Raw genomic sequence first — 24884 nt, 5'->3', positions numbered from 1 at the left:
CAATGCGAGGCGCGCGTTACCCGGCCACCGGGTGCATCCGCCGAGCCTTTTCCCAAGAAACAGACCCAGGAGTACCCATGGTCAAGAAGACGGTAGTTGTGAAAGTCGCTTCGCTGCTGGCAGCAGGTGCATGTGCAGCGGGCATGGCCGGAACGGCCGCCGCCCAGGAAACGAAGATTGCGCTCGGCATGTCCGGCTGGACCGGCTTCGCGCCGCTCTCGCTGGCCGACAAGGCCGGCATCTTCAAGAAGAACGGGCTCGACGTCGAGCTCAAGATGATTCCGCAGAAAGACCGCCACCTGGCGCTGGCCTCCGGCGCCATCCAGTGCGCGGCCACCACGGTGGAAACGCACGTGGCCTGGAACGCCAACGGCGTGCCCATCGTGCAGATCTTCCAGATGGACAAGTCCTACGGCGCCGACGGCCTCGCGGTGCGCGGCGACGTCAGCAAGTTCTCCGACCTCAAGGGCAAGACCATCGGCGTGGACGCGCCCGGCACCGCGCCCTACTTCGGCCTGGCCTGGATGCTCAGCAAGAACGGCATGACGCTGAAGGACGTGAAGACCACCACGCTGTCGCCGCAGGCTTCGGCCCAGGCTTTCGTGGCCGGCCAGAACGACGCCGCCATGACCTACGAGCCGTACCTGTCGACCGTGCGCGCCAACCCCGCCGCCGGCAAGATCCTGGCCACCACGCTCGACTACCCGATGGTGATGGACACCGTCGGCTGCGCGCCCACCTGGCTCAAGGCCAACGCCAAGGCCGCCGCCGCGCTCACCAAGTCGTACTTCGACGCGCTGGACATGATCAAGGCCGAACCCGAGAAGTCGAACGAACTCATGGGCTCGGCCGTGAAGCAGAGCGGCGAGCAGTTCGCCAAGTCGTCGGCCTTCCTGCGCTGGCAGGACAAGGCGGCCAACCAGAAGTTCTTCGCGGGTGAACTCACCAGCTTCATGAAGGAGGCCACGCCCATCCTTCTGGAAGCCGGCGTGATCCGCAAGGCGCCTGAAGATCTTTCTGTGACCTTCGATGCAAGCTTCGTCAAGTAAGGCCATGCCGCAGATGGCGCAGGCGCCGTCCGCCGCGGCGGCTGCGGCACCGGCCGTCGTCGTGCCCGCGCGCCGCCGCGCGCTCGCGCCGCTCGAACCCATCGGCACGCGTGCGCGCGTGCTGCTGGGGCTCGCGTTCTTCGTCGTCTTCGTGCTGGTCTGGGCCATTGCCACGCTCGGCGGCTTCGTGCCGCCGACCTTCCTGGCGAGCCCGCCCACCATGGTCAAGGAAGGCTGGCTGCTCTTCACCGAGTACGGCTTCATCGGCGACATCGGCATGACCGTGTGGCGCGTGTTCGGCGGCTTCCTGCTGGCGGCCGTGTTCGCGGTGCCGCTGGGCATCGCTATGGGCACCTGGAAGACCGTCGAGGCCTTCTTCGAGCCCTTCGTTTCGTTCTGCCGCTACCTGCCGGCCTCGGCTTTCATTCCGCTGCTCATCCTGTGGGCGGGCCTGGGCGAAATGCAGAAGCTGCTGGTGATCTTCATCGGCTCGTTCTTCCAGATCGTGCTGATGGTGGCCGTCACCGTGGGCGGCGCGCGGCGCGACCTCGTCGAAGCGGCCTACACGCTGGGCGCCAACAGCCGAGGCATCGTGGCGCGCGTGCTCATTCCGGGCGCGGCGCCGGGCATCGCGGAAACGCTGCGCCTGGTGCTGGGCTGGGCCTGGACTTACGTGATCGTGGCGGAACTGATCGGCTCCTCGTCGGGCATCGGCCACATGATCACCGACAGCCAGGCGCTGCTGAACACCGGCCAGATCATCTTCGGAATCATCGTGATCGGCGTCATCGGCCTGCTGTCCGACTTCGCTTTCAAGGCACTCAACCGCCGTCTGTTCGCATGGGCCGCACTGTGAAGAACCAACTTTCCATCCAGGGCGTGTCGCGCGTCTTCACCGGCACCAAGGGCCAGCGCACACAGGCGTTGCAGCCGATCGACTTCGAGGTGAAGGAGAACGACTTCGTCACCATCCTCGGCCCCTCGGGCTGCGGCAAGTCGACGCTTCTGCGCATCGTGGCGGGGCTCGACTTTCCGACCACCGGCCAGGTGCTGCTCGACGGCGAGCGCATCGAAGGCCCGGGAGCCGACCGCGGCGTGGTGTTCCAGAGCTACACGCTGTTCCCGTGGCTCACGGTGGCGCAGAACATCCGCTTCGGCCTGCGCGAGCGCGGCATGAGCGAGGCCGACCAGAAGGAGCGCAGCGAGTTCTTCATCGCCAAGGTCGGGCTGCGCGGCTTCGAGCACCATTTTCCGAAGCAGCTTTCGGGTGGCATGCAGCAGCGCACGGCCATTGCGCGCGCACTCGCCAACGACCCCAAGATGCTGCTGCTCGACGAGCCCTTCGGCGCGCTCGACAACCAGACCCGTGTGCTGATGCAGGAGCTGCTGCTCGGCATCTGGGAGTCGGCGCAGAAGACGGTGCTCTTCGTCACGCACGACATCGACGAGGCGATCTTCATGGCCAACCGCGTGGCGGTGTTCAGCGCGCGGCCGGGACGCATCAAGACGGAGATCGCGGTCGACTTTCCGCATCCGCGCAGCTACACGATCAAGACTTCGCCGGAGTTCATGGAAATCAAGGCGCGGTTGACGGAAGAGATCCGCGCCGAGTCGATGGCGGCGGCGGAGCATTGACCGAAACGATGAAACGCGACCTGCCGACCCTCGCGCTCTACGCGCAAGTCAAGGATCACATCTCCAGAAAGATCCAGGACGGCACCTGGCCGCCCGGCCACCGCCTGCCTTCGGAGCACGAGCTGGTGGCGCAGTTCGGCATGGCGCGCATGACGGTGAACCGTGCGCTGCGCGAGCTGGTGGAGCAGGGCCGCATCGTGCGCGTGGCCGGCGTCGGCAGCTTCGTGGCCGAGAACAAGCCGCAGTCCACGCTGCTGCAGATCGCCAACATCGCCAGCGAAATCCGCCAGCGCGGGCACGACTACCGCTGCGAAATGATCGAGGTCGAGCGCATTGCCGCTTCGCCCGACGTGGCCGCGTGGCTCGACCTGCGCCCGGGCGACTCGGTGTTCCACAGCGCCTGCCTGCACCTGGAGAACGAAACGCCGGTGCAGCTCGAAGAGCGCTACGTCAATCCGCAGGTCGTGCCCGACTACCTCGAGCAGGACTTCACCGCCATGCCGCCCAGCGAGTACCTGGTGCGCAACGTGCCCTTCGACCAGATCGAACACGTTGTCGATGCCGTGCTGCCCAACGTCGAGCAGGCAAAGAGGCTCGCGATGGAACCCACCGACCCCTGCCTGCTGCTGACGCGCCGCACCTGGATACGCAACACGCCCGTGACCTGGGTGCGCTGCCTGCATCCCGCCTCGCGCTACAGCCTGGGCAGCCGCTTCCGAGCCGACGGCAACCCGAGCTTCGGATAGCTTTTTTTCGTCCTCATAGACCTACGTTTTCTCTCGCAACCACTTGTATAGACAGGTTCACATGCCAAGCAATCACACAGCCAATCCAGATGCCACCTTGACCCTCATGCCCGGCAAGGTCGACCTTGCGACGCTGCGTCGCATCCAGGCCGGCGGCGTGCAGCTTGCGCTCGATGCGTCGGTGCGCGAGGGCATGCTGCGCGCCGAGGCCGCCGTGCGCCACATCGTCGAGAACGACCAGGTCGTCTACGGCATCAACACCGGCTTCGGCAAGCTCGCGAGCACGCGCATCGGCAACGACCACCTGGCCGAGCTGCAGCGCAACCTGGTGCTGTCGCACAGCGTGGGCACGGGCGAGCCGCTGGCTGCGCCTGTCGTGCGCATGATCCTCGCGACCAAGGCGGTGAGCCTGGCGCGCGGCCATTCGGGCGTTCGGCCCGCGCTGGTCGATGCGCTGCTGGCCCTGTTCAACGCGGGCGTCACGCCGAGCATTCCGTGCAAGGGCTCGGTCGGCGCTTCCGGCGACCTCGCGCCGCTCGCGCACATGGCCTGTGTGCTGATCGGCGAAGGCCAGGCGACGCTGGCCGACGGCAAGGTCGTCGGCGGTGCCGAGGCGATGCGCAGCATCGGCCTCGAACCCTTCGTACTCGGCCCCAAGGAAGGCCTGGCGCTGCTCAACGGCACGCAGGTGTCGACCGCGCTGGCGCTGGCCGGCCTGTTCGGCGCGGAAGACGTGTTCGCCTCGGCGCTGATGTCGGGCGCGCTGTCGCTCGAAGCCATCCAGGGTTCGATCAAGCCGTTCGATGCACGCATCCACGCCGCGCGCGGCCAGCCGGGCCAGATCGCCGTGGCCGGCGCGGTGCGCACGCTGCTCGAAGGCAGCGAGATCGTGCCGTCGCATGCCGACTGCGGCCGCGTGCAAGACCCGTACTCGGTGCGCTGCATCCCGCAGGTGATGGGCGCGTGCCTCGACAACCTCGCGCATGCCGCGCGCGTGCTGGTGATCGAAGCCAACGCCGCATCGGACAACCCGCTGGTCTTCACCGACACGGGCGAGGTCATCTCGGGCGGCAACTTCCACGCCGAGCCTGTCGCATTCGCGGCCGACATCATTGCGCTGGCCGTGAGCGAAGTCGGCGCGATCGCGGAGCGCCGTCTTGCGCTGCTGCTCGACAGCGGCTTGTCGGGCCTGCCGCCTTTCCTGGTGCGCGACGGCGGCCTCAACTCCGGCTTCATGATCGCGCAGGTCACGGCCGCGGCGCTGGCTTCGGAGAACAAGTCGCTCGCACATCCCGCCAGCGTCGACAGCCTGCCCACTTCCGCCAACCAGGAAGACCATGTGTCGATGGCCACCTTCGCGGGCCGACGCCTGGCCGACATGGTCAACAACACGGCGGTGGTCGTCGGCATCGAAGCCATGGCCGCCGCGCAAGGCATCGAACTCAAGCGCAAGCTCAAGAGCTCGCCGCTGGTGGAGGCCGAATTCGCCGCCATCCGCCAGAAGGTCGCCTTCCTCGAACGCGACCGCTACCTCGCCCCCGACATCGAAGCCATGCGCCAGTGGGCGCTGAAGGCCGAGCTGCCGGCCGCGCTGCTCGACATCCTGCCCAGCCACTCGTAAAACACACCCGACAGATAGGAGAACCACGCCATGAACGCTCCCGAGAAATTCGCCCTGAACAACCCCGACGCAACCGACCCGCGCCACGACCCGACCCGCGTGATCCGCGCCCCGCGCGGCAGCGAGCTCAACTGCAAGAGCTGGCTCACCGAAGCGCCGTTCCGCATGCTGCAGAACAACCTCGACGCCGAGGTGGCCGAGCGCCCGCAAGACCTGGTGGTGTACGGCGGCATCGGCCGCGCCGCGCGCAACTGGGCCTGCTACGACCAGATCCTCGCGTCGCTGAAGGAACTGAACGACGACGAGACGCTGCTCATCCAGTCGGGCAAGCCGGTCGGCGTTTTCAAGACGCACGAGAACGCACCGCGCGTGCTGCTCGCCAATTCGAACCTCGTGCCGAAGTGGGCCAACTGGGAGCACTTCAACGAACTCGACCGCCAGGGCCTGTTCATGTACGGCCAGATGACGGCCGGCAGCTGGATCTACATCGGCAGCCAGGGCATCGTGCAGGGCACCTTCGAGACCTTCGTGGAGGCCGGCCGCCAGCACTACGACAACAGCCTCGCTGGCAAGTGGATCCTCACGGCCGGCCTGGGCGGCATGGGCGGCGCGCAGCCGCTGGCGGCCACGCTGGCCGGTGCGGTGTCGCTCAACATCGAATGCCAGCAGTCGAGCATCGACTTCCGCCTGCGCACGCGCTACGTCGACAAGCAGGCGCGCGACATCGACCATGCCTTCGAGCTGATCAAGCAGCACTGCGACGCGAAGGAAGCCGTGTCGATCGCTCTGCTGGGCAACGCGGCCGACATCCTTCCTGAACTCGTGAAGCGCGCGAAGGCCGGTGGCCTGAAGCCCGACCTCGTGACCGACCAGACCTCCGCGCACGACCTGATCAACGGCTACCTGCCTTCGGGCTGGAGCGTGCCGCAATGGCAAGCGGCCATGAAGGACGCCTCGCAGCACGACGCGCTGAAGAAGGCCGCCGCCAGGTCGTGCGCCGTGCACGTGCAGGCCATGCTCGACTTCCAGGCCATGGGCATCCCCACGGTCGACTACGGCAACAACATCCGCCAGGTCGCGTTCGACGAGGGTGTGAAGAACGCCTTCGACTTCCCCGGTTTCGTGCCGGCCTACATCCGACCGCTGTTCTGCGAAGGCAAGGGCCCGTTCCGCTGGGTGGCGCTCTCGGGCGACCCGGAAGACATCTACAAGACCGACGCCAAGATCAAGGAGCTGTTCCCGGAGAACAAGCACACGCATCGCTGGCTCGACATGGCGCGCGAGCGCATCGCCTTCCAGGGCCTGCCGGCGCGCATCTGCTGGCTGGGCCTGGGCGAGCGCCACATCGCCGGCCTGGCTTTCAACGAGATGGTGAAGAACGGCGAGCTGAAGGCGCCCATCGTCATCGGCCGCGACCACCTGGACACCGGCTCGGTCGCCAGCCCCAACCGCGAGACCGAAGCCATGAAGGACGGCACCGATGCCGTGTCCGACTGGCCGTTGCTCAACGCCCTGCTCAACACGGCCGGCGGCGCCACCTGGGTCAGCCTGCACCACGGCGGCGGCGTGGGCATGGGCTACTCGCAGCATTCGGGCGTGGTGATCGTGTGCGACGGCACCGACGCCGCGGCCAGGCGCATCGAACGCGTGCTGTGGAACGACCCGGCCACCGGCGTCATGCGCCATGCCGACGCCGGCTACGACATCGCCATCGCCACCGCGAAGAAGCAGGGCCTGAAGCTGCCGATGGTGAAGTGAAGGCCAGCCGGGCGGTAAGACGAAGGTAGAAAGAAAAAACGCGCTCATTCCCATCGAATGGGAATCAAGGCTTGGAAGTGAGAACGGCGAGCAAGATACTGCACGCCGCTTCATCCACTTTCGACCTCCAGCGACTGCCTCCGATGACGTCTCCGACCGACGCTCCTGCCCACAACGACCGCGCCCTGTACGTGCTGTCGGTGCTGGCGCAGAGCAAGTCGGCGATGACGGCGGCCGAGCTGGTGCAGGCCACCGGCCTGTCGCAGAGCACGCTGTACCGTCAGATCGCCACGCTGCGGCGCTGGGGCTTCGTGATGGAGTCCGAGGGCCGGTACTCGCCGGGCCCGGTGAGCGTGCAGCTCGCCAGCGGCTTCGACGGCAACTCCGACCTCGTGATGGCCGCGCGCGCCGACATGCGCGAGCTGGCCCGGCAGACGCATGAAAGCGTCGCGCTGGTCACGGCGGTGAACGACCGCGTGGTGTGCCTGGAGATGATCGACAGCGAGCAGTCGCTGCGCTGCTCCTTCGACCGCGGCCGCAGCGTGCCCGCGCGCGACGGCGCCAGCGCCAAGTGCCTGCTGGCCCACATGCCGCTCGACCAGCGCGACGCCTTGCTCGACGGTCTCGACGAAAGCCCCGAACGCCGCGCCGAACGCGCCGCCGAACTCGATGCCATCCGCGAAGCCGGCCATGCCGTGACCCACGGCGAGGTCGATGCCGGCGTGTGGGGCGCGAGCGCACCGGTGCTGGCCTCGGGCCGCCGGCTGCGCGGCGCGATCACGCTCATGGCGCCGCTCACGCGCGTCGAGGGCATGGAAGCTGCATTGCTCCACATGACCGTCGTCACGGCGGCCCGCATCTCTCGCGCCCTGCAGTAGTCGCGCGCTGCTTTTTCCTCTTTACTCCCACGGAAGCCTTTCACCATGAACACCCGTCGCACCCTCGTCTGCGTTGCTGCCGCCGCACTCTCCGGCCTTGCTCTCTTCGGTTTCGCCGGCGCCGCCCAGGCGCAGGGCGAGCCGCTGCGCGTGGCCACCGACGCCACCTTCCCGCCGATGGAATTCGTGGAGAACGGCAAGCGCACCGGCTTCGACGTGGAGCTGGTCGAGGCCATCGGCAAGACGCTGGGCCGCAAGATCGAGTGGATCGACATCGACTTCAAGGGCCTCGTGCCGGGCCTCATTTCCAAGCGCTTCGACATGGCCGTCTCGGGCATCTACATCACCGACGAACGCAAGAAGGTCGTCGACTTCACCGTGCCGTACTACGCGGGCGGCCTGGTCGTGATGGTGAAGGAGGGCAACACCGCCATCAAGACGCCGGCCGACATCAACGGCAAGAAGGTCAGCGTGCAGGTGGGCACCAAGTCGGTGTCGTACACAAAGGAGAAATTCCCGCAGGTGCAGTTGATGGAAGTCGAGAAGAACCAGGAGATGTTCAACCTCGTGGACATCGGCCGCGCCGACGCCGCAGTGACCGGCAAGCCCGCCGCCTACCAGTACGTGCGCACGCGCGGCGGCCTGAAGGTGCTGCCCGAGCAGATCACCACCGAGGAATACGGCATGGCCATCCGCAAGGACACGCCGGAACTCACCAAGGCGGTGAACGGCGCCATCGAGAAGCTGAAAGCCGACGGCACCTACGACCAGATCGTGAAGAAGTGGTTCAGCACGGCCGCAAAGTAAGCCCGCCATGGATCTCGATTTCTCGCCCGTCTGGCAGGGCTGGCCCGACCTGCTGCGCGGCGCGCTGGTCACGGTGGAGATCACCGCCTGCGCGCTGGCGCTCGGCTGCGTGCTGGGCCTCCTGGTCGGCATCGGCCGGCTGAACCCGAAGCGGCGCTGGATCTACGGCGCGTGCACCGCCTACGTGGCCGCCATTCGCGGCACGCCGCTGCTGGTGCAGTTGTTCATCCTGTTCTTCGGGCTGCCGCACTTCGGCATCCTGCTGCCGGCCTTCCTTTGCGGCGTGCTGGGGCTCGGCGTGTATTCGGGTGCATACGTGTCGGAGATCGTGCGCGGCGCGATCCAGTCGATCGACAAGGGCCAGACGATGGCGGCGCAGTCGCTGGGCATGACGCCCGGCGTGGCCATGCGCCAGATCGTGCTGCCGCAGGCGGTGGTTCGCATGATCCCGCCGCTGGGCAACGAGTTCATCGCGCTCATCAAGAATTCGGCGCTGGTGTCGCTGCTGACCATCCACGACGTGATGCACGAAGGGCAGAAGATCATCAGCGTGTCTTACCGTTCGCTGGAGGTGTACCTCGCGATTGCGGTCGTGTACTTCGTGCTGACCGGGACGATGACGCTGGTGCTGCGGCACTTCGAGCAGAAGCTGCGCCAAGGCGGGTTGATGCGATGAGCTGTGCGGCAATGAGCGGCAAGCAGCGCTTCTCGCGCACTTCTCTACCTGTCACGCCCTGGAAAAACGGCGGCGGCACCACGCAGGAAATCATGAGCTGGCCGCAAGGCGCGGGGCTCGACAGCTTCGGCTGGCGCGTGAGCATCGCGACCATCGCGGCGGCGGGGCCGTTCTCGGTCTTCGCGGGCGTCGACCGCAGCATCACGCTGCTCGAAGGCGACGGCGTGCGTCTCTTCACGCACGACGGGCGCATCGACCATCGCCTCGACGAGCCGCACCGGCCCTTTGCCTTCAGCGGCGACGAGGCCATCGACTGCACGCTGCTCGGCGGTGCGTCCAACGACTTCAACGTGATGACGCGACGCGGACAGTGGCGCGCCGAGGTGCGGGTTCTCGACAGCGCATCGGCCATCGAAGCCGCGCCGCACGGCGTGCTGCTCGCGTTGCGCGGCACGTGGCGCCTGAACGACGAAGCATGCCGAGAAGGCGAGGGCCTGCAGTGGGCCGACGCGGCACAGGCGTGGCAGGCGGTGCCCGACGGCGCCGATCCACGACTGCTCGCGGTGCGCATCCTGCCTGCCTGACCCGCAAAGCCAACGAGAAGAAAGACGATGAAACCCGCCAACGAATTTCCTTCCGCCGACGGCCTCTGGACCGGTCTTCGCCTTGCCACCGATGCAGCAGGGGAGGGCGCCATCGTCGTGGAGCAGGGCGCGATCCGCTGGGTCGGCGCGCGCAACGCATTGCCGACGGAATTCATCGGACTCAAGCAGCACGACGGCGGCGGCGCGCTGGTCACCCCGGGGCTGGTCGATTGCCACACGCACTTGGTCTACGGCGGCCAGCGCGCCAACGAATTCGCGATGCGGCTCGCCGGCGCGAGCTACGAAGAGGTGGCCAAGGCCGGCGGCGGCATCGTGTCTTCGGTGCGCGCCACGCGCGAGGCCGACGAAGACACGCTGTTCACGCAGGCCGCGAAACGGCTCGAACAGTTGCTGGCCGACGGCGTGTGCGCCATCGAGATCAAGTCGGGCTACGGCCTTTCGCTGGAACACGAGCGCAAGCAACTGCGCGTGGCGCGGCGTCTTGGCGAAGCGTATGGCGTGACGGTGCGCACCACATTCCTCGGCGCGCACGCGCTGCCTCCTGAATACGCGGGCCGCAGTGGTGACTACATCGACCTCGTCTGCCGCGAGATGCTGCCCGCGCTCGCAGCCGAAGGGCTGGTCGATGCGGTCGACGTGTTCTGCGAGCGCATCGCTTTCTCTCTCGAGGAGACCGAACAAGTCTTCAAGGCCGCGAAGGCGCTGGGCCTGCCGGTGAAGCTGCATGCGGAGCAGCTGTCGGACATGGGCGGCGCCGCGCTGGCCGCGCGCTACGGCGCGCTGTCGTGCGACCACATCGAGCACCTGTCGGCCGAGGGCATCGAGGCGATGCGCCGTTCGGGCACCGTGGCCGTGCTGCTGCCCGGCGCCTACTACACGCTGCGCGACACGCACCTGCCGCCCATCACAGCGCTGCGCGCCGCGGGCGTGCCGATGGCGGTTTCGACAGATCACAACCCCGGCACCTCGCCGGCGCTGAGCCTGCTGCTGATGGTGAACATGGCCTGCACGCTGTTCCGCCTCACCGTGCCCGAGGCGCTGGACGGCGTCACCGTGCACGCAGCGCGCGCGCTGGGCCTGCAAGGCACACACGGCGCCATCGCGCCCGGCATGCCCGCCAACTTCGTGCTGTGGAACGTGCGCGAAGCGGCCGAACTCGCCTACTGGTTCGGCCAGCGGCCCGTGCGCACCGTGGTGCGCCAGGGCCGCATCGCCATTGGAGCCAACGCATGACACACACACTTTTCGCGGCCGATGCGCTGCTGCCCGAAGGCTGGGCCAGGAACGTCCTGTTGACGTGGAACGATGCGGGCCAGCTCACGCAGGTGCAGGCCGGTGCGCAACGCCCGGCAGACACGCAAGCCGCCAGCGGCCCCGTGATCCCCGGCATGCCCAACCTGCATTCGCACGCCTTCCAGCGCGCCTTCGCGGGCCTCACCGAACACCGCGCCGAGCAGCAGGACAGCTTCTGGAGCTGGCGCACGCTGATGTACCGCTTTGCCGCGCGCCTCGGCCCGCAGCACATGGAAGCCATCGCGACGTGGCTCTACACCGAGATGCTCGAAGCGGGCTACACCGGCGTGTGCGAGTTCCAGTACGTGCACCACGACGTAGACGGCCGTCCGTATGCAGACGACGCCACGCTGAGCCTGGCGCTGCTGCGCGCCGCGAAGAAGGCCGGCATCGGCTTCACGCTGCTGCCGGTGCTCTACCAGACCGGCGGTTTCGGCGACCAGCCGCCCACCGACGGGCAGCGCCGCTTCATCCGCTCGACCGATTCGATGCTGCGGCTGCTCGAAGCGCTCAAGCCGGTTTGCGACGCGCAGGGCGCACGCCTCGGCCTCGCACCGCACTCGCTGCGCGCCGTGCCGCCCGAAGGCCTGCGCGATGCGATCGCGGGGCTCGAAGCCATCGACCGCACAGCGCCCATCCACATCCACATCGCCGAGCAGACGAAGGAAGTGGACGACTGCGTGGCCTGGAGCGGCCTGCGCCCGGTCGAGTGGCTGCTCGACCACGCGCCGGTCGATGCGCGCTGGTGCCTCGTGCACGCCACGCACATGAACGACGCCGAGTACGAATACGCGGCCCAGAGCGGCGCGGTCGCGGGGCTGTGCCCTACGACCGAAGCCAACCTCGGCGACGGCATCTTCGACTTCGCCAAATGGCGCAGCCACGGCGGCGCATGGGGCGTGGGCTCGGACAGCCACGCCAGCGTGAATGCGGCCGAAGAGCTGCTGATGCTCGAATACAGCCAGCGCCTGGCCAAGCGCCAGCGCAACGTCGGCGCCAGCGCGGCGCAGCCGCATGTCGCGACCGCGCTGACGCTCGAGGCGGTGCAGGGCGGCGCGCAGGCCGCGGGCCGCGCGGTCGGTGGTCTTGCAGCGGGGCAGCAGGCCGACTTCGCCGTGCTCGACGCATCGCACCTCGCGCTGCAGGGGCTGCCGGCGCCCGATATGCTCTCGGCCCACGTCTTCGCGAGCCACCGCACCTCGGCCATCGACAGCGTCTGGGTGGCGGGCCGCCCACGCGTGTCGGCCGGCCGCCACGCGCTGCACGACGAAGCCGCGGCCGCCTTCGTGGCCGCGCGCACCCAACTTCTCAAGGATTGACCCCACCATGGCCTTCACCACCACCGAGCCGCCGTTCCGCTTTCGCCAGGGCACGCGCCCGCTGCTCATTTCGATGCCGCACGTCGGCACGCACGTGCCGCCGGCTCTTGCAGAGCGTTTCACGGAAGAAGCGCGCCACGTGCCCGACACCGACTGGCACCTCGAACGGCTCTACGACTTTGCCGATGAACTGGGCGCCTCCGTGCTCGTGGCCACGCACTCGCGCTACGTGGTCGACCTGAACCGTCCGCCGGATGGCGCCAGCCTGTACCCGGGCCAGAGCGTCACCGGCCTGTGCCCGGTCGACACCTTCGACGACACGCCGGTGTATGCCAACCCCGCCGACCTGCCGGGCGATGCGGAAACCGCCGAGCGCCGCGACGCCATCTGGCAGCCTTACCACGCGAAGCTGGCCGAAGAACTCGCCCGCATCCGCGCGCAGCACGGCGTGGCCGCGCTGTGGGACGCCCACTCGATCCGCTCGGTGCTGCCGCGTTTCTTCGAAGGCAAGCTGCCCGACCTGAACCTGGGCACCGGCAAGGGCATCAGCTGCGACCCGGCGCTGGCGCAGACGCTGCTGGGCATCGCCGAAAGCGCCACCGGCTACACGGGTGTGCTCAACGGCCGCTTCACCGGGGGCTACATCACGCGCCAGTACGGCAATCCGGCGGGCGGCGTGCACGCTGTGCAGCTGGAGATGACGCAGTCGAGCTACATGCAGGAGAAGCTGCCGTTCGACTACCTGCCCGAGGTGGCGGCGGGCGTGCAGCCGCATGTGCGGCGCATGATCGAGGCGGTGCTGGCGTTCGTGGAGAACCACCGAAAGGGCTGACGGCCGCCAGGGACGGGCCCGCTTTCTACAATCGGGGGTTATGAAGCCCCTTGTCTACACCCACGGCCAGGCCCTGCCCGGCATCCTCGCCAAGCGCATCGCCATCCTCGACGGCGCCATGGGCACGATGATCCAGCGCTTCAAGCTCACCGAAGAGCAGTACCGCGGCGAGCGCTTCAAGGACTTCGATCGCGACATCAAGGGCAACAACGAGCTGCTGTCGCTCACGCGGCCCGACGTGATCCGCGACATCCACGAGGGCTACCTCGCGGCCGGCGCCGACCTGATCGAGACCAATACCTTCGGCGCGACCACCATCGCGCAGGAGGACTACAAGATGGCCCATCTGGCGCGCGAGATGAACCTCGAATCCGCCAAGCTGGCGCGCGCGGCCTGCGACAAGTTCAGCACGCCCGACAAGCCGCGCTTCGTGGCCGGCGCCCTCGGCCCGACGCCCAAGACGGCGAGCATCAGCCCCGACGTGAACGACCCGGGCGCGCGCAACGTCAACTTCGAGGAACTGCGCGCGGCCTACTACGAGCAGACCGAAGCGCTGGTCGAGGGCGGCGCCGACGTGATCCTGGTCGAGACCATCTTCGACACGCTCAACGCCAAGGCCGCGCTGTTCGCGGTGGACGAGTATTTCGACAACAGCGGCAACCGCCTGCCGCTGATCATCAGCGGCACGGTGACCGACGCCTCGGGCCGCATCCTGAGCGGGCAGACCGTCACCGCCTTCTGGCACAGCGTGCGCCATGCGCAGCCGCTGGCCATCGGCCTGAACTGCGCGCTGGGCGCGGCGCTGATGCGCCCCTACATCCAGGAACTGGCGCGCGTGGCCGGCGACACCTTCATCAGCTGCTACCCGAACGCCGGCCTGCCCAACCCGATGAGCGACACCGGCTTCGACGAAACGCCGGACGTCACCTCGCGCCTGCTGCACGAGTTCGCGGCCGAGGGGCTGGTGAACATCGTGGGCGGCTGCTGCGGCACTACGCCGGACCACATCGCCGCCATCGGCCGGGCCGTGGCACCGATGCCGGGCCGCGCGCTGGGCGCCCACAGCGCCGGCTTCTACCGCGAGGCGGCATAAAGAGGCTCGCCCCCAGGCTTCGCGCGCTTCGTGTCGCTGCGCTTTCCGCCTGCCAGGGGCAACACCTGAAGCCCGGCGGAGCCGGTTCCTCGGTGTTCCTTGAATCAGGCCCACGCTGATTGACGGGCTGGGGGCCCCGGCATAGGCTGGGCGCAAGGAGCCTTGCCATGAACTCATTCCCACGACGCTGGGGCGGCATCGCCGCGGTCGCACTGGTGCTGCCGCTTTCGGCGGCGGCGCAGCAGGCGTTCACGCGCGGCGCCGTGAACCTGCGGGCTGGCCCGTCGGGCGACTATCCGCTGGTGGCGCGCCTGGCGCCCGGCCAGCCGCTCGAGGTGGTGGGCTGTACCAGCGGCTACGGCTGGTGCGACGTGGTGCTGCCCGACGGCGGGCGCGGCTGGGTCTGGGCGCGCAACCTCGACTACGCCTACCAGGACCAGCGCGTGCCACTGGCCACCTACGGCGCGGTGATCGGCGTGCCGATCGTCGGCTTCGCGATCGGCAGCTACTGGGGCAATTACTACCGCAACCGTCCCTGGTACGGCGACCGGCGCTGGTGGGGCGGCATGCCGCCGCCACCCGTGGCCGGCTGGCAACCGCCGCCGCCGATCCGGCCGGGATGGCAGCCGCGCCCCTGGCCGGGACCGGGCTTCCGGCCGCCGGGGCCGGGCGTGCGTCCGCCGCCACCGCCCGGCATCCGGCCGCCGGTCGATCCCGGCTTCAGGCCGCCGCGGCCGCATCCGGGGTTCCGTCCCGGGCCGCCCCCTGGCATGCCGCATCCCGGTGGCGGTGGTGGCGGGCACCACGGTGGCGGTGGCCACCGGCCCTGACCGGGCGTCAGCCGCCGCCGGTCTTGGGGCCGCATTCGCCGGCCGCCCGGCGATCCCGTGCGATCAGCGACACGAAGCGCTGCGCCCCCAGGCCGAGCGGGCGCTCGCGTGACCACACCACGTCGACCCACAGGTCGAGCCCGTTGCTGAGGTTTTCGAACGGAATTTCCACCAGCGCGCCTGCCGCCACGTGAGGCCGCGCGAAGTTGCGCTGCAGCCAGCCCCAGCCCAGCCCGGCGGTGATCAGGCTCAGCGCGGCCAGCGCGTTGTCGGTGCGCCAGATGTGGCGGGCGAACACGAAGCGCGGATCGCTGGTGGCCAGATCGCGCCCGGCCACCACGATCTGCCGGGTGTTCGTCAGATGGTCCTCGCGCAGCTTGCCGCCGGGGGCGGCGAGCAGTACCGGGTGGTCGGGCGCCATCACCGCCACCATGAGGTCGCTGCCGACTTCCTGGAAGCCTTCGCGGCCGTCGAGGCTGGGGCGCTCGAACACCAGCGCCAGTTGCGCACGGCCGCTGTGCAGCAGCTCGAGCGCATCGGCCTGCGGGGCGGCCAGCACTTCGACCTGCAGCAGCGGATATTCCTGCGCCAGCGTGGCCAGCGGGCCGCTCCACGGCGCGGCCAGCAGCTCCGGCGCGATGGCCAGCGTGAGCCGGTCTTCCAGGCCCTGGGTCAGCGCAAGGGCCTGCACCTGCAGTTGCTTGAGCTGGGTCGCCAGCATGCGCGCCTGCGGCTCCAGCGAGCGCGCGGCGGCGGTCGGCTGGGGCTCGCGGCCCTTGCGGTCGAACAGCGGCAGGTCGAGCTCTGCCTCGAGGTTGGCGATGGCCATGCTCACGGCCGATGGCACCCGGCGCAGCGCCCGCGCAGCCGCCGAAAAGGAGCCGTGGTCGATCACGGCCAGGAAGACTTCGACGTTCTCGCTGGTGAAGGCCATTGGCTTTACGCTTTCGGGTCGATCTATCAGTAAAACTGAAACAAGTTAACTTTTTATATCAGCAAAAGACACATAAAGTCCACCCATCGCATTTCATGCATTCAGAACGCAAGAGGAAAAATCATGCAGGGGCTTCGCCGTCGAGTTGTCTACATCTCCCTTTACGAAGGGATCGCCATCGTCGCCGCCAGCGCCGGCCTGGCATTGATGACTGACGCCGGGCTGGGCCATTCCGGCGCGCTGGCGGTGGCTGCATCGGTCATCGCGGTGCTCTGGAACCTGGCTTTCAACGCCTTGTTCGAGCGCTGGGAGTCGCGCCAGGCAGTGCGCGGGCGCAGCGTGCGCCGCCGCATCGCCCATGCCATCGGCTTCGAGGGCGGGCTGATCGCCTTCCTGGTGCCGATGTTCGCCTGGGGCCTGGGCGTGTCGCTCTGGCAGGCGCTGGTGATGGACCTGGGCCTGGTGGTGTTCTTCCTGGTCTACACCTTCGTCTTCAACTGGGCGTTCGACCGCGTGTTCGGCCTGCCGGCCTCGGCCATGGGCGAAGCGCAGCCGGCCTGACGGGCCGGCGGCCTACTGGCCGCCCGGCGCGGGTTTGCGCGCCGCGGCCGAGCGCATCGCCAGCGCGCCGCTCAGGCGCAGGCGCTCGGTTTCGTTGAAGAGCGTTTCGCGCAACCGGGCCTGTTCGGCTCCGGACGCCGCCGCGTAGCGGTCGAGGCGCGCATTCCAGTCCTCGTTTTCCTGGTCGAGCGCCGCGAGGTTGCGGGCCACTTCGTAGCCGTAGGCCTCGCTGCGCGCGGCAAAGCGCTCTTGCGGGCTCGCGCCTCGTGCTTCGAGCGCGGCGGTCTGCTGCATCACGTCGGCATGGGCGACGGCTTCCTTGCGCACTTCGCGCTGTTCCGGCGACAGCCATGCCTGCTCGCTTCGCACCAGGGCGGCGGTGCGCTGCTCGGGCGTCAGGGCAGTGTTGGCGAGCGCTTCCAGCTTGTCCGCCATGAAGTTGTCCTGCCGGATCTGATCGCCGAACAGGCCTTCGATTTCCTCGGGCGCGAAGTACCGCCGGCGCATCGCCTCGCGCGCCTGCAGGGAGCGGCGCAGCTGCGCTGGGTCGCCGGGCGCGGGCGGCGGCATCGAAGTCAGGGCCTCCTGCATGTCGACATAGCGCTCGAGCAGCCCGAGCGCGCGCACGCGCCAGTCTTCGCGCAGGTACTTGGCGAGCAGGGCGGGGGCCTTGGCCATGAACGCGGCCTTGTTGTCGGCCTGCGCCTCGGACAGCACCTGGTCGAAGACTGAGATGAGCGAGCTGTTCAGCAGGGCGTCGGGTGCCACGGCTGCCGCTGCCGGCTGCGCCGGTCGTTGGTCGGGGCCTGCCGTGGCGGTGGTCGCCACGGCAGGCCCGCGCCCGGCGGCGAAGGGGCTGTCTTCGTCGGGGAGGCTCGCGAGCCAGCCGCCGCCGACCGCGATCAGCACCGCGCCGCCCGCCGCCCAGGGCACCCACCGCATTTCCACGGCCGGCGCCTCAGAGGCCCGCGCTCTTCAGCCGCGCGGCCTGGTCCTTGAAGATCTCCGGCACCTTCTTCTCGTAGTACGGGAACTGGCTGCCGTAGGTGTTGCCCAGCACCTGGTTGACCTCGTCGAGGTGGTTCTGGCGGTAGTCGCCCAGGTGGGTGCCGAGCCGCGTGGTGCAGGTCGCGAGCAGGCCGTCGTTGTCCTCGCCGAAGAAGGCGAGGGTGCCCAGCGCCGACAGCGGCGCGTCGCTCAGGTCGAACAGGCTCAAGCCGGTCGACACGCCCGCCCACGAGTAGTAGCGCACGCCGTTCACCACCGCCGCGCCGCTCTTCACGTTGCACGACGAGCCCTGCGCGGGCCGTCCCTGCGGGAACTTGGCGTCGAAGGCCGCGCCACCGGCCGTGGTCAGCGAGGCCAGCGCGTTCAGCGGCACTTCCGGCAGCTGGCTCGGGTCCTTGCCCGAGAGGAAGCCGATCACGTTCGTCAGCAGCCCCACGGCCTTGACGACCACGCCTTGCGCGATGCCGCCCTCGGGCAGCCTGGCGAGCAGGTCGGCCACCTTGGAGCCGCCGTTCGCGCCGCCCACCGAGGTGACCGACGCCACCATGTCGGGCGCCACCGCCGCCACGTAGCGCACCGTGGGCGCGCCTTGGGAATGGCCGATCAGGTTGAACTTGAGCGTCGGGTTCTTTTCCAGCGCGCGGATGGTCTTGAGCTCCTGCAGCAGCTGCTCGCCGCGGATCTCCGAGGTGTTGGTGCCCGAGACCTGCGCTACATACACCCGCGCGCCGGCGCTGGCCAGCTTGTCGGGAATGCCGTAGAAGTAGTCGACGCCCAGCAGGTTGTCGAAGCCCAGCAGGCCGTGGACCAGCACGATGGGGTATCTGGTCTTCGCCTCGTCGGAGGTCGCCCGGGCGGTCACCAGCGTCGAGCTGCCACTGGCGGCCGCATGGGCCATGGGGGTCATCGCCATCGTCGCCGCGGCAAGCCCGCAGCAAAGAACCACATTCCACTTCATGGCCATCCGGCACTCCCTTGCGTCGGTTGAAAAAACGAACGTTCGTTCGAAAACGGTGGCCGCATTCTGTGGATGCGGGCGGGAATGGAAACTGGGGTTTTCCCCGTGGCGGATTGAATCGCCCTAAAATGCTCGCCTTCCCAAGGAGCGTTGCAGCGGCGGGCCACATCGGCCGGCCGTCAGGCTTGGGGCGACAACGACGCTCGCCTGTTCGACTCTTCCGCAGGTGAGGCCATGTCCCAGATTTCCGCTCCAGCTACCCCCGATTCCGCCCCCCTGGCCCCCCCGCCCATGAAGCTGTCCGGCCTCGAACCGGTCGCCATCGGCGAAGGCACGCTGTTCGTCAACATCGGCGAGCGCACCAACGTCACCGGCTCCAAGGCCTTCGCGCGGATGATCCTGAATGGCCAGTTCGAAGAGGCATTGGCCGTCGCGCGCCAGCAGGTCGAAAACGGCGCGCAGGTGATCGACATCAACATGGACGAGGCCATGCTCGACAGCAAGGCCGCCATGGTGCGCTTCCTGAACCTCATTGCCAGCGAGCCCGACATCGCACGCGTGCCGGTGATGGTCGACAGCTCGAAGTGGGAAGTCATCGAGGCGGGCCTGCGCTGCATCCAGGGCAAGGGCATCGTCAACTCCATCTCCATGAAAGAGGGGGTCGACAAGTTCAAGCACGAGGCCAAGCTGGTCAAGCGCTACGGCGCCGCCGCCGTGGTCATGGCCTTCGACGAGAAGGGCCAGGCCGACACCTACGCACGCAAGGTCGAGATCTGCGAGCGGGCCTACCGCATCCTGGTCGACGAGGTGGGCTTCCCGCCGGAAGACATCATCTTCGACCCGAACATCTTCGCCATTGCCACCGGCATCGAGGAGCACGACAACTACGCGGTCGACTTCATCAACGCCGTGCGCTGGATCAAGGAGAACCTGCCGGGCGCCAAGGTGTCGGGCGGCGTAAGCAACGTGAGCTTCAGCTTCCGCGGCAACGACCCGGTGCGCGAGGCGATCCACACCGTGTTCCTGTACCACGCCATCAAGGCGGGCATGGACATGGGCATCGTCAACGCCGGCATGGTGGGCGTGTACGACGACCTGGAGCCGACCCTGCGCGAGCGCGTGGAAGACGTGGTGCTCAACCGCCGCCCTGACGCCGGCGAGCGCCTCGTCGAGGTGGCCGAGACCGCCAGGAGCGGCGCCAAGGACGACAGCAAGAAGCTCGAATGGCGCGGCACGCCCGAGAACCCGGTGCACGTCAACCAGCGCCTGTCGCACGCGATGGTGCACGGCATCACCGACTTCATCGTCGAAGACACCGAAGAGGCCTACCAGCAGATCCTTGCCAAGGGCGGCCGCCCGCTGCACGTGATCGAAGGCCCGCTGATGGACGGCATGAACATCGTGGGCGACCTGTTCGGCCAGGGCAAGATGTTCCTGCCGCAGGTGGTGAAGTCGGCGCGCGTCATGAAGTCGGCCGTGGCCCACCTCATTCCCTACATCGAGGAAGAAAAGCGCCAGGACGAGGCCGCGGGCCGCGACGTGCGCACCAAGGGCAAGATCATCATCGCCACCGTGAAGGGCGACGTGCACGACATCGGCAAGAACATCGTCACCGTCGTGCTCCAGTGCAACAACTTCGAAGTGGTGAACATGGGCGTGATGGTCCCGTGCCACGAAATTCTCGCCAAGGCGAAGGTCGAGGGCGCTGACATCGTGGGCCTGTCGGGCCTCATCACGCCCAGCCTCGAAGAAATGCAGTACGTGGCCGGCGAGATGCAGAAGGACGACCACTTCCGCATCAAGAAGATTCCGCTGCTCATCGGCGGCGCCACCACCAGCCGCGTGCACACGGCGGTGAAGATCGCGCCGCACTACGAAGGCCCGGTGGTCTACGTGCCCGATGCCTCGCGCAGCGTGAGCGTGGCGCAGTCGCTGCTGAGCGACCAGGCGACCGCGTACATCGACGAGATCAACGCCGACTACGAGAAGGTGCGCCACCAGCACGCCAACAAGAAGCAGGTGCCGCTGTGGCCGCTGGCCAAGGTGCGCGCCAACAAGACGCCGATCGACTGGTCGAGCTACACGCCGCCTTGCCCCAAGTTCATCGGCCGGCGCGTGTTCAGGAACTTCGACCTGACCGAGCTTGCCAAGTACATCGACTGGGGGCCGTTCTTCCAGACCTGGGACCTGGCCGGTCCGTTCCCCGCCATCCTGAAGGACGAGATCGTCGGCACCGAGGCCGTGCGCGTGTACGCCGACGGCCAGCGCATGCTCAAGCGCCTGATCGAAGGCCGCTGGCTCAGCGCGAGCGGCATCGTCGGCTTCTGGCCCGCCAACACGGTGAACGACGACGACATCGAGCTCTATACCGACGAGACGCGCAGCGAAGTCGCGCTCACCTGGTACGGCATGCGCCAGCAGACCGAGAAGCAGGTGATCGACGGCGTGATGCGCCCGAGCCGCTGCCTGGCCGACTTCGTCGCGCCCAAGGCGAGCGGCCTGAAGGACTACGTGGGCGTGTTCGCCGTGACGGCCGGCCTGGGCGTGGAGAAAAAAGAGAAGTACTTCATCGACGACCTCGACGACTACTCCGCCATCATGCTCAAGGCCCTGGCCGACCGGTTGGCCGAGGCCTTCGCCGAGTCGCTGCACCACCGCGCGCGCACCGACCTCTGGGGCTACGCCAGCGACGAGAGCCTGAGCAACGACGACATGATTGCCGAGAAGTACCGCGGCATCCGCCCCGCGCCCGGCTACCCGGCCTGCCCCGACCACAGCGTGAAGCGGCCCATGTTCGACCTTCTGGGCTGCGCGGACATTGGAATGACCCTGACGGAAAGCCTCGCTATGATGCCCGCCGCCAGCGTGAGTGGTTTTTACTTGAGTCACCCTGATTCCACCTACTTCAACGTCGGCAAGATCGGGCATGACCAGTTGCAGGATCAGGCCGCGCGGCGCAAGGAGAGCGAGTCTGACCTGGAGCGCCTGCTGGCACCCAATCTTTGAACCCGCCGGCCGGTCCGTAGCCGACCGGCACCGGGAGTTGCTATTCAGAAATTGATATTCGCTGCCTCGCACTACGCGGCACTGGCAGTCTTCATCGTCGGCAGTTGGGGTTTCGGACGCGCATTGCTGGGCCGCCTGGCCCCGCCGCCCCGGCGGGACGCATGGCTGGAGGCCGCGATGGCCGTGGCGCTGGGCATGGGGCTCTTCATCTGCGCCTTCCAGGCCCTGGCCATCTTCGGTGCCTTCCGGCCCGGGGCCACGCTGGCGCTGGTGCTGGCGGGCGTGGCGGCCGCCGCGCTCCAGCTGCCCGGCTGGCTGCGCGAGCGGCGTGCCCTGCGCTCCAACGAGGCCGCCGCGCCGTGGACCCGTTACGAGCGCATTGCCGCCATCGCGCTGGCGCTGGTCGCGCTGCCAGCCCTGGTGGCGCCGCTCGCGCCGCCCTTCGCCTTCGATGAGCTGATGTACCACCTGCCCTATGCGCGGCAGGTCGCGCAGCAGGGCACGCTGGGCATCCACGACTGGCTGCGCTATCCCTGGTTCCCGTACAACTACAACCTGCTGTACGCCGCCGCGCTGCAACTGGGCGACGACGTGCTGCCGCACTTTCTCAACGCCCTGGCGGGTGCGCTGTCGGTGGTGATGCTCTACCGCCTCGGCATGCAGCATGCCAACCGGCTCACCGCCTGCATCGGCGCTGCCATCTGGCTGGGGCTCGGCGACTATTCCAATGCGCTCATCGACATGGGCGTCGCGCTGTTCGTGCTGTCGGCCTGCGTTGCGCTGTGGTGGTGGCGCGAGTCGCAGCCCGGCAGGCCGGTTCATGGCGGCATGCGCTGGCTGGGGCTCGCGGCCTTCTTCCTTGGCGTGGCGGCAGGCTCCAAGTACCAGGCGCTGGTCTTCATGCCGCTGGTGGCGCTGTTCGTCGTGCGCCAGGAGCGCAGCCCCAAGGCCTGGGGGCTGGCGCTGGTGTGCTTCCTGCTGCCGTGCATCTACTGGTACGCGCGCAACTTCGTCATGACGGGCGACCCCTTCAACCCCATCGGCGCGCGCGTGTTCGGCTTCACCGAATGGACGCCGGCCGACTACGTGCAGCAGGTGGCCGACGTGCGCGTGCACGCCGAGATGCCCAATGCGCTGATCTGGTCGTTCTTCCTCGCGCCCTTCGGCCTGCTGTGGAAGCGGTCCGCCGCCGTGCGCGCGGCGGGCTGGTTCTGCATCTACTCGGTGGCCGTGTGGGTCGTGACCTCGCGCTACCCGCGCTACCTGATGGCGTCGTTCCCGCTGCTGGCCCTGGTCTCGGCCGTCGGCTGGCAGGTGCTGTTCGGCTGGATCTCGTCGGGCCTGCGCCGCGTGTTCGGTCGCAAGGAGGAGCGCGAGGCCGGTGCGGCGGTCGCGACCGGCGCCATGAGCCGCGACACCGCGCGCGCCGGCGCCCGCATGGGCGACTGGGTGGCCGTGCTGCTGCTGGCCGTGCTGGCGGCCGTTGCCGTGCGCCAGACCGCGGTCAAGGTCGGCATGATCTCGGTCACGCCCGAGACGCGCGAAGCCTTCCTGCGCAAGCACGTGCCGGGCTATGCCGCCATGGACTACCTGCGCCGCAACGCCACCGGCCGGGTCTACCAGGTCGCGCTGAACGAGGCGATCTACTACGGCCCCAACCCGATCTGGGGTGACACCCTCGGCCCTTGGCGCTACACCGACTTCGGCAAGCTGTCGGGCGGCGACCTCGCGCGCAAGCTCAAGGGCCTGGGCTTCGTTGCCGTGGTGCTGCCGGACTCCGTCGTGCCCGTGTTCAGCGCCCGGGTCGACTTCGACAAGTACTTCGCCGTGCAGTTCGAACAGGACGGCAGCCGCGTCTACCGTATCCTCCCCGTCGCACCATGACCGACGCCGACACCCACGCTCACGCCCGCCATCCCTTGCGCATTGCAGTGGTCATCCCCTGCTACAACGAGGCGCTGGCCGTCGCGCAGGTGGTCGAGGGCTTTCGCGCGGCGCTGCCCGAAGCCGAAGTCCACGTTTTCGACAACAACTCCAGCGACGACACAGCCGCCGTCGCGCGCGCGGCCGGCGCCGTCGTCACGCACGTGGCCGCGCGCGGCAAGGGCAACGTGGTGCGGCGCATGTTCGCCGACGTCGAAGCCGACGTCTACGTCATGGCAGACGGCGACGCCACCTACGACGCCACCGCCGCGCGCCGGCTGATCGACCGGCTGGTCGAGGGCAATCTCGACATGGTGGTCGGCAACCGCGTCGACGACGGCCAGAACGCGCTCACCTACCGTGCGGGCCACCGCTTCGGCAACCGGCTGCTGACCGGTGCCGTGGTGCAGCTCTTCGGCGGCGGCCTGACCGACATGCTCTCGGGCTACCGCGTTTTCTCGCGGCGCTACACCAAGTCGTTCCCTGCGTTGTCGCGCGGCTTCGAGATCGAGACCGAACTCACCGTGCACGCGCTCGAACTGCGCATGCCCTATGCGGAGGAAAGCACCGCCTACAGCACGCGGCCCGAGGGCTCCGAGAGCAAGCTCTCGACCTATCGCGACGGCTGGCGCATCCTCAAGACCATCTGCAAGCTGTTCGTGAGCGAGCGGCCGCTGCAGTTCTTCTCGATCATCGGGGGCTTGCTGGTGGCCCTGTCGGTCGTGCTGGCGGTGCCGCTCTTCATGACCTACATGCACACCGGACTCGTGCCGCGCCTGCCTACGGCGGTGCTGGTGACGGGCGCCATGCTGGCCGCGATGCTGTCCTTCGTCTGCGGCATCGTGATGCACGCCGTCACGCTCGGGCGGAGGGAGGCCAAGCGGCTGCGCTACCTCGCGATACCGGGCGTGCGGGCGGCTGTTCGCAAATGAAGATCGGACGGGAGTTCCTGTCGTTCGCCGTGATCGGCGTGATCGGCCTCGTCGTCGACGTGGTGGTGCTGTACCTGCTGGCACCGCTGCTGGGCTGGTATGCCGCGCGCGTGGTGTCGTTCCTGGCGGCGGCCACCACCACCTGGGCCTTCAACCGCCGCTACACCTTCGCGGCCGGTGCGGCGGCCAGCCGTTCCATCTGGCGCGAATACTTCGGCTACCTCGCCACCATGACCGCAGGCGCGGTGCTGAACTACGGTGCCTACGTGCTGACCCTGCACTGGGTCGAAGGCCGCTGGGCCGCCGCGCTCGGCGTGGCCATGGGCAGCCTTGCCGGCATGAGCGCCAATTTTCTGTCTGCGCGCTACCTGGTCTTCCGTTCGCACCGCGGCGGCTGAAGCCGCCACCCGGGCGGCGATG

The 24884-nt window shown here is 68.3% G+C and carries 23 protein-coding genes and 1 riboswitch; of the genes, 20 read left to right on the top strand and 3 right to left on the bottom strand.

The window, feature by feature from the left end; translation table 11 throughout:
* Positions 1-77 precede the first annotated feature (77 nt).
* From ACQY8B_RS23240 to ACQY8B_RS23170, 15 genes are all read left to right on the top strand, one after another.
* A complete protein-coding gene (locus tag ACQY8B_RS23240) occupies positions 78-1049 on the top strand; it encodes an ABC transporter substrate-binding protein (RefSeq protein WP_081271417.1) in 972 nt (323 codons plus the stop codon).
* Complete coding sequence (locus ACQY8B_RS23235; RefSeq protein ID WP_422088872.1) at positions 1030-1905, top strand: ABC transporter permease; 876 nt, start codon at positions 1030-1032, stop codon at positions 1903-1905. The genes ACQY8B_RS23240 and ACQY8B_RS23235 overlap by 20 nt, the downstream gene beginning before the upstream one ends.
* Complete coding sequence (locus ACQY8B_RS23230; protein ID WP_422088871.1) at positions 1890-2684, top strand: ABC transporter ATP-binding protein; 795 nt, start codon at positions 1890-1892, stop codon at positions 2682-2684. The genes ACQY8B_RS23235 and ACQY8B_RS23230 overlap by 16 nt, the downstream gene beginning before the upstream one ends.
* Positions 2685-2692: 8 nt before the next feature.
* Complete coding sequence (gene hutC / locus ACQY8B_RS23225; RefSeq protein ID WP_422088870.1) at positions 2693-3430, top strand: histidine utilization repressor; 738 nt, start codon at positions 2693-2695, stop codon at positions 3428-3430.
* 61 nt (positions 3431-3491) lie between these two features.
* Positions 3492-5051: a histidine ammonia-lyase gene (gene hutH, locus ACQY8B_RS23220; protein WP_422088869.1), complete on the top strand. Its 1560-nt coding sequence runs from the start codon at positions 3492-3494 to the stop codon at positions 5049-5051.
* 30 nt (positions 5052-5081) lie between these two features.
* Positions 5082-6809: a urocanate hydratase gene (hutU, locus tag ACQY8B_RS23215; RefSeq protein WP_422088868.1), complete on the top strand. Its 1728-nt coding sequence runs from the start codon at positions 5082-5084 to the stop codon at positions 6807-6809.
* Positions 6810-6952: 143 nt separating this feature from the next.
* A complete protein-coding gene (locus tag ACQY8B_RS23210) occupies positions 6953-7687 on the top strand; it encodes an IclR family transcriptional regulator (RefSeq protein WP_422088867.1) in 735 nt (244 codons plus the stop codon).
* 45 nt (positions 7688-7732) lie between these two features.
* Positions 7733-8494 (top strand): transporter substrate-binding domain-containing protein, encoded by a 762-nt coding sequence (locus ACQY8B_RS23205; RefSeq protein ID WP_422088866.1) that lies wholly within the window; start codon positions 7733-7735, stop codon positions 8492-8494.
* A 7-nt stretch (positions 8495-8501) separates the two neighbouring features.
* Positions 8502-9170: an amino acid ABC transporter permease gene (locus ACQY8B_RS23200; RefSeq protein ID WP_422088865.1), complete on the top strand. Its 669-nt coding sequence runs from the start codon at positions 8502-8504 to the stop codon at positions 9168-9170.
* An 11-nt stretch (positions 9171-9181) separates the two neighbouring features.
* Positions 9182-9754: a HutD family protein gene (locus ACQY8B_RS23195; protein ID WP_422088864.1), complete on the top strand. Its 573-nt coding sequence runs from the start codon at positions 9182-9184 to the stop codon at positions 9752-9754.
* 27 nt (positions 9755-9781) lie between these two features.
* Positions 9782-11008 (top strand): imidazolonepropionase, encoded by a 1227-nt coding sequence (hutI, locus tag ACQY8B_RS23190; protein WP_422088863.1) that lies wholly within the window; start codon positions 9782-9784, stop codon positions 11006-11008.
* Positions 11005-12387: a formimidoylglutamate deiminase gene (locus tag ACQY8B_RS23185; protein WP_422088862.1), complete on the top strand. Its 1383-nt coding sequence runs from the start codon at positions 11005-11007 to the stop codon at positions 12385-12387. Before hutI ends, ACQY8B_RS23185 begins: the two co-directional genes overlap by 4 nt.
* A gap of 7 nt (positions 12388-12394) precedes the next feature.
* Positions 12395-13219, top strand: a complete 825-nt coding sequence (gene hutG, locus ACQY8B_RS23180; RefSeq protein ID WP_422088861.1) for an N-formylglutamate deformylase — start codon at positions 12395-12397, stop codon at positions 13217-13219.
* A gap of 40 nt (positions 13220-13259) precedes the next feature.
* On the top strand, positions 13260-14312 hold the full coding sequence (locus ACQY8B_RS23175; protein WP_422088860.1) for a homocysteine S-methyltransferase family protein: 1053 nt from the start codon (positions 13260-13262) through the stop codon (positions 14310-14312).
* A 167-nt stretch (positions 14313-14479) separates the two neighbouring features.
* Positions 14480-15142 (top strand): SH3 domain-containing protein, encoded by a 663-nt coding sequence (locus ACQY8B_RS23170; RefSeq protein WP_422088859.1) that lies wholly within the window; start codon positions 14480-14482, stop codon positions 15140-15142.
* 7 nt (positions 15143-15149) lie between these two features.
* Here the strand turns inward: ACQY8B_RS23170 and ACQY8B_RS23165 are convergent, their stop codons facing one another.
* Positions 15150-16076 (bottom strand): LysR family transcriptional regulator, encoded by a 927-nt coding sequence (locus tag ACQY8B_RS23165; RefSeq protein ID WP_422088858.1) that lies wholly within the window; start codon positions 16074-16076, stop codon positions 15150-15152.
* A gap of 123 nt (positions 16077-16199) precedes the next feature.
* Between ACQY8B_RS23165 and ACQY8B_RS23160 the strand changes: the two genes are divergently transcribed.
* The gene (locus tag ACQY8B_RS23160; RefSeq protein ID WP_422088857.1) at positions 16200-16637 is read left to right on the top strand and encodes a PACE efflux transporter; all 438 of its coding nucleotides are present in this window, start codon (positions 16200-16202) and stop codon (positions 16635-16637) included.
* A gap of 12 nt (positions 16638-16649) precedes the next feature.
* On the opposite strand, the gene ACQY8B_RS23155 is transcribed toward ACQY8B_RS23160, so the two are convergent.
* Together ACQY8B_RS23155 and ACQY8B_RS23150 are read right to left on the bottom strand one after the other, a co-directional pair.
* Positions 16650-17579 carry a lipase secretion chaperone gene (locus tag ACQY8B_RS23155; protein ID WP_422089098.1) on the bottom strand — a complete coding sequence of 310 codons (930 nt, stop codon included), beginning with the start codon at positions 17577-17579 and terminating at the stop codon, positions 16650-16652.
* A gap of 16 nt (positions 17580-17595) precedes the next feature.
* Positions 17596-18552 carry an esterase/lipase family protein gene (locus tag ACQY8B_RS23150; RefSeq protein WP_422088856.1) on the bottom strand — a complete coding sequence of 319 codons (957 nt, stop codon included), beginning with the start codon at positions 18550-18552 and terminating at the stop codon, positions 17596-17598.
* Between the two features lie 187 nt (positions 18553-18739).
* Positions 18740-18815, top strand: a riboswitch (S-adenosyl-L-homocysteine riboswitch).
* Between the two features lie 79 nt (positions 18816-18894).
* Between ACQY8B_RS23150 and metH the strand changes: the two genes are divergently transcribed.
* From metH to ACQY8B_RS23130, 4 genes are read left to right on the top strand one after another with little or no spacing between them, the layout of a single operon-like run.
* Entirely contained in the window at positions 18895-21609 is a 2715-nt protein-coding gene (gene metH, locus ACQY8B_RS23145; RefSeq protein ID WP_422088855.1) for a methionine synthase, read from the top strand.
* Between the two features lie 54 nt (positions 21610-21663).
* Complete coding sequence (locus ACQY8B_RS23140; RefSeq protein WP_422089097.1) at positions 21664-23493, top strand: ArnT family glycosyltransferase; 1830 nt, start codon at positions 21664-21666, stop codon at positions 23491-23493.
* Positions 23490-24464, top strand: coding sequence for a glycosyltransferase (locus ACQY8B_RS23135; RefSeq protein WP_422088854.1), 975 nt, complete (start codon positions 23490-23492; stop codon positions 24462-24464). Before ACQY8B_RS23140 ends, ACQY8B_RS23135 begins: the two co-directional genes overlap by 4 nt.
* Positions 24461-24862 (top strand): GtrA family protein, encoded by a 402-nt coding sequence (locus ACQY8B_RS23130; protein WP_422088853.1) that lies wholly within the window; start codon positions 24461-24463, stop codon positions 24860-24862. The genes ACQY8B_RS23135 and ACQY8B_RS23130 overlap by 4 nt, the downstream gene beginning before the upstream one ends.
* Positions 24863-24884 lie beyond the last annotated feature (22 nt).

Source organism: Variovorax sp. (assembly GCF_965279555.1).
Taxonomy (GTDB): domain Bacteria; phylum Pseudomonadota; class Gammaproteobacteria; order Burkholderiales; family Burkholderiaceae_C; genus Variovorax.
The sequence above is the reverse complement of the archived record's forward strand: the minus strand, read 5'-3'. Positions and strand labels throughout refer to the sequence as shown.